Genomic DNA, 4,413 nt, shown 5'->3' on the forward strand with positions numbered 1-4,413 from the left:
AACCCTGATTCCGGCCGAGCCCGGCTACATCACCCTGTTTGCCTGGGCCGCCCAGGTGCGCCGGGTGCCGGTGCGGCAAACCCTGCTCGGCTTTGCCTGGGCCTGGCTGGAAAACCAGCTGGCGGTGGCCTGCAAAGCCTTGCCCCTGGGCCACACCGCCGCCCAACGGATTATCGAACAACTGCGCCCGGCACTGGTGATTGCCACCGGCCAGGCGCTGGCACGGCAAGACCACGAACTCGGGCCCATCCTGCCGGGCCTCGCGCTCGGCAGTGCCCTGCATGAAACCCAGTATTCACGGCTTTTCAGAAGCTGAATAAAAACATCAAGGAGATACAGCCATGACACATTGTCTGAGAGTAGGCGTAGGCGGCCCGGTCGGGTCTGGTAAAACCGCATTGCTGCGCCAGCTATGCACCGCTCTGCGGGACCACTACGACATCGCCGTGGTCACCAACGACATCTACACCCGGGAAGACGCCGACTTCCTGCTGCGCCACGAAGCCTTGGCCGCAGACCGCATCCTGGGTGTGGAAACCGGCGGCTGCCCGCATACCGCCATTCGCGAGGATGCCTCCATGAACCTGGCCGCCATTGACGACCTGCAAAGCCGCCACCCGGGCCTGGAACTGGTACTGGTGGAATCCGGTGGCGACAACCTCTCCGCCACCTTCAGCCCGGAACTGAGCGACCTCACCCTGTACGTGATCGACGTGTCCGCCGGCGACAAAATCCCCCGCAAAGGCGGCCCCGGCATCACCAAGTCCGACCTGCTGATCATCAACAAGATCGACATTGCCGAACAGGTACACGCCTCCCTGGAGGTAATGGAACGGGACAGCAAAAAAATGCGCGGCGAACGCCCCTTCGTGTTCACCAACCTGTACGACGGGGTAGGGCTGGACACCATCATCAGCTTCATTCTGGAGCGCGGCATGCTGCCCGAGAGAAGACCCGAAAAACTGGCTGAAATGGCCTGAGCAAACGAACCAACACGATTACAGAACCACCAGGAGCAACACCATGAAACTGACTTCAAAACTTCTTGCCACCGCCGCGCTGCTGACCGCCTCCGCCACCGCCATGGCCCACCCCGGCCACACCGAAGGCGGCTTCACCAGCGGCCTGCTGCACCCCATGCTGGGCCTGGACCACCTGCTGGCTATGGCCGCCATCGGCTTCTGGAGCGTGCGCCAGAGCAAACTCATGAAAAACGCCACCCCCGCCTTCGTCATCGGCGGCATGGTGCTCGGCGCTGCCCTGGCCTGGGGCGGCCTGAGCCTGCCGGGCGTGGAAACCGGCATCACCTTCTCGGTACTGGTGGCCGGTATCCTCATCGCCACCCTGGCGAAATTGCCGACGGCTGTGGGCGGTACTCTGGTTGGCGCGTTCATGCTGTTTCACGGTTTTGCGCATGGGGCAGAAATGCCCGAAGGCGCCATGCTGGCGGCTTACCTGGCGGGCTTCTCCATCGCCACCCTGGCCATTACGCTGGTTGGGCGTGGGCTGGGTAGTTTGATGCTGAAGGCGGATAGCCGGTTTAGTCGGGGGATTGGGGGAGTGCTGGCTGTGGTGGGAGCTTACCTGGCTGCTGCTTGATACCGCAGTTCTTTCGGAAATGAAAAAGCCGCTCGGGAAAACGAGCGGCTTTTTCTATATTGCTTTGCAAAAAAAGTGCCCCAGATTTACGGCGAAAGCCTCAGCCGCCGATATCTCGTGTTGGACGCATTCGAGGGATAGCAGATGTTCCCCTTGCTGGCCGTCGAAGAAAACCTCCTCGCTGGCCTGAGGGTGCGCAAAGACGGAAGCAAGAAAACTCCCGAGCGGGTGTGCGCGCTGTTTCTGACGTTGAAGTAAATGAAACGCCGCCGAGGTGGAGCTCTCTCTGGTGGGCAGCAACAGCAGTTGACCACTGTCCGGGCATTAGTGATTCAGCCCGGGCTACTGATTCTGGATGAGCCGGGGGAGGGGGCGCCGCTTAATTGAAGAGGGTGGGCTGACTGGACTGCTTGTTGAGCAGAAGTTGCCCTTTGCGAGGCAGTATTTCGATCGGTTTGCGATTTTTGGTCGAGGGTGGCGGGTAGACGAGGGGGATATCTCAGAGTTGTCTGATGAGTTGATTAAGAAGCACCGAAAGGTGTGATCAAAATAGAGTGCGTGTTAGGTAAGCACAACTATCATTTTAAGGTTTCGCATTTCGAGCTTTGCCGGAGAGATTTGCATTCGCGTGCTAATAGGTTTGTTTTTGAATGGTTTCTGTGTGATTTTTGAAGCTCAAATATATTTATGAGTTGAAGGTAAGAGGTGGTTTAGAAATTAGTATGAAATGATAATTCGTGTTTTAGTTGGTTTTTACATTGATCTAAATTTGGCAAATGCATTTGATGCGATTTTTATAAAAAAAGCTATTGAGTTAAATTGGTATATGTAAGGTGATTTTAAGCGATGAAATGCTATGATATGAAAAATATCCAGTTTTAGTATTTGGAGAAGATTTTTTGTTTGTTTAATTTTTGTTTCGGTTTTTTAGTTCTGCGATAGATTTGAAATAACGCGTTTGTAGCTTTGTGTAAAAGCTAGGATCTATGTCTCTGCAATGATTCAGGCAACCTTCGAGCGAGGATAATTCCTCATTTGCTAAATTTCCTTTATTTAATAGTGATAGCCTGAATCTCAAGTCATCTTTAAATTGCTTTGGGAGTGTTAGTCTGCCATCTTGACATATTCGTACGCCTGTGACGATGGCATTCCCCACGTTTCTATTGAAATATCTAGTTTTTGAATGGTTAATCGATAGCTTTGGGTGGTCTCGTTTTTCAATGATTTCTGAAATTGCGATCTCTATTTCCTTTCCGCATTTTTCATCGAATCCAATGACTAAGTCATCTGCGTACCGGCTGTAAGAAAATGTTCCTTCTTGGAATTTTTCTTCTAAATATTTGGCTATTTCTTGGTCGATTTCTCTCATTGCAATGTCTGCGATAAAAGGGCTTATTGGGTACCCTACTCGCAGATAACCTTCGTCAGAAAGGCAAGTTTCCATTATAACTTCCGCGTTCTCTGGGTTAGAGAACAGATCTATAATGTTGTTTTCACTGTCATCGAGGACTGAAATAAAGTCGTTAATGTGAATTGAAGGAAAAAAGTTACTTATGTCTATTCTTACGAGGTATGTTCGTTCTCGGTGTTTTTTGGCATTCTTAAGAATTGATGATCCTTTCCAGAACGCGGATGCTGCATGACTTTTTTTTACATGTTTAATGTAGTTGTTGAGTATATAGTATTGAAAAATTTTGTATGACTTTGGCGCTACGTAAATTGATCGGTGTGCTCCATTTTTTTTTGGAACTCTTATTTTTTTAACCTGTTTTCTCGATGCGAAAAGCTGAGACTCAATAATTTTTTTGTTTATTCTTAATTCTTTAGCTATTTCATCGATTATGCTCATTTCCTTCTCCATTCTTCCTTGATTCTGTTGAGTTTAAAGGAAATAATTAGTTCTTCGGTGTGTTTGCCATAACTAAAGAAAAGAGAGTCGGTTAGTGATTCAATATATCCATGCGTTTTTTCGTATTTTATAAACTTCATTCCCTTTAGAAGGGCGATTATTTTCCCGAGTCCGTTGAAGCTCATTTTTCCGAAAATGGATGTGTATAGTTCGCAAAGCTCTTTGTAAGTCATTGGTGCGCATAAATATATGATGTCTGAGGCAAGCATAAGAGCCTCTTTTGAAGAGTCGTTTCCTTTGTCGGGGATTAAATTTTCTTTCTCGTATTTTATTGTTTTATTTTTTTTGCTTGAGACGATGGATTGATGAAGGTCATAAAATGTATCTCCGATTCCATCAGTTTTCATTATTCCATCGGGCTGCATCGGATAATGGAAAATATTTTTTCGCTTGTTCGAGCTATCGATCGCAGCAATTGGGCCAATGTTTATAAATGATGGTGAGGTTTTAAATTCTTCATCGTTTATTATTAGTAGCTTTTCTCGGAGGGACTCATGGGAAAATGCACCAAGCTCGCAGAAAGCGCTTTGGCTTTCAAGAATAATAATGACATCATCTGAGATCTTGGTAAGAAAGTGCTCAGCATCCAGAAGATTTATTTGATGATTAATATCATTGAGTAAAGCGTCAAAAAAATGCTCTGCGATAACAATCGATACATTCTGGATGCTCGTCTCAAGAAAGCGAATTACAGCTTGGCGCCGTTCAGATAGACCTCCACCGTTTGGCTTGTTGGCCCCGCAGATGAAGATTAAAACTGGGGAGTCTCCAGTTCTTTCGACTTCCCCATGTAAGATAGTCCATCTCAGCTTCCTGATTGCTTGTCCAAGAGAACTAAGAACATCCCTTTCCGTTATGGCTCGCATTGCCTACATATAGCGCCGTTGTTTTGTTGTTCGGGAGCG

5 protein-coding genes and 1 pseudogene are annotated in these 4,413 nt (G+C 48.4%); 4 read left to right on the forward strand and 2 right to left on the reverse strand.

What is annotated here, in order from left to right; genetic code table 11:
- From B3Y70_RS04310 to B3Y70_RS17575, 4 genes and pseudogenes are all read left to right on the forward strand, one after another.
- The coding region (locus B3Y70_RS04310; protein WP_288589249.1) for an urease accessory protein UreF at window positions 1-316 on the forward strand (316 nt) is incomplete at its 5' end.
- A 25-nt stretch (window positions 317-341) separates the two neighbouring features.
- Window positions 342-980 (forward strand): urease accessory protein UreG, encoded by a 639-nt coding sequence (ureG, locus tag B3Y70_RS04315; RefSeq protein WP_224849582.1) that lies wholly within the window; start codon window positions 342-344, stop codon window positions 978-980.
- A 43-nt stretch (window positions 981-1,023) separates the two neighbouring features.
- Window positions 1,024-1,599, forward strand: a complete 576-nt coding sequence (locus B3Y70_RS04320) for a HupE/UreJ family protein (protein WP_286893377.1) — start codon at window positions 1,024-1,026, stop codon at window positions 1,597-1,599.
- A gap of 255 nt (window positions 1,600-1,854) precedes the next feature.
- Window positions 1,855-2,143: pseudogene (locus tag B3Y70_RS17575) on the forward strand (ATP-binding cassette domain-containing protein); the annotation flags it as partial.
- 363 nt (window positions 2,144-2,506) lie between these two features.
- Here B3Y70_RS17575 and B3Y70_RS04330 read toward each other — a convergent pair.
- Together B3Y70_RS04330 and B3Y70_RS04335 are read right to left on the reverse strand one after the other, a co-directional pair.
- Window positions 2,507-3,448 carry a reverse transcriptase domain-containing protein gene (locus B3Y70_RS04330; RefSeq protein ID WP_286893382.1) on the reverse strand — a complete coding sequence of 314 codons (942 nt, stop codon included), beginning with the start codon at window positions 3,446-3,448 and terminating at the stop codon, window positions 2,507-2,509.
- On the reverse strand, window positions 3,445-4,374 hold the full coding sequence (locus tag B3Y70_RS04335; protein ID WP_286893384.1) for a retron St85 family effector protein: 930 nt from the start codon (window positions 4,372-4,374) through the stop codon (window positions 3,445-3,447). The genes B3Y70_RS04330 and B3Y70_RS04335 overlap by 4 nt, the downstream gene beginning before the upstream one ends.
- Between the last annotated feature and the right edge of the window lie 39 nt (window positions 4,375-4,413).

The sequence above is a fragment of the Marinobacter sp. UBA5687 genome (genome assembly GCF_002420325.1).
Lineage (GTDB): Bacteria > Pseudomonadota > Gammaproteobacteria > Pseudomonadales > Oleiphilaceae > Marinobacter > Marinobacter nauticus.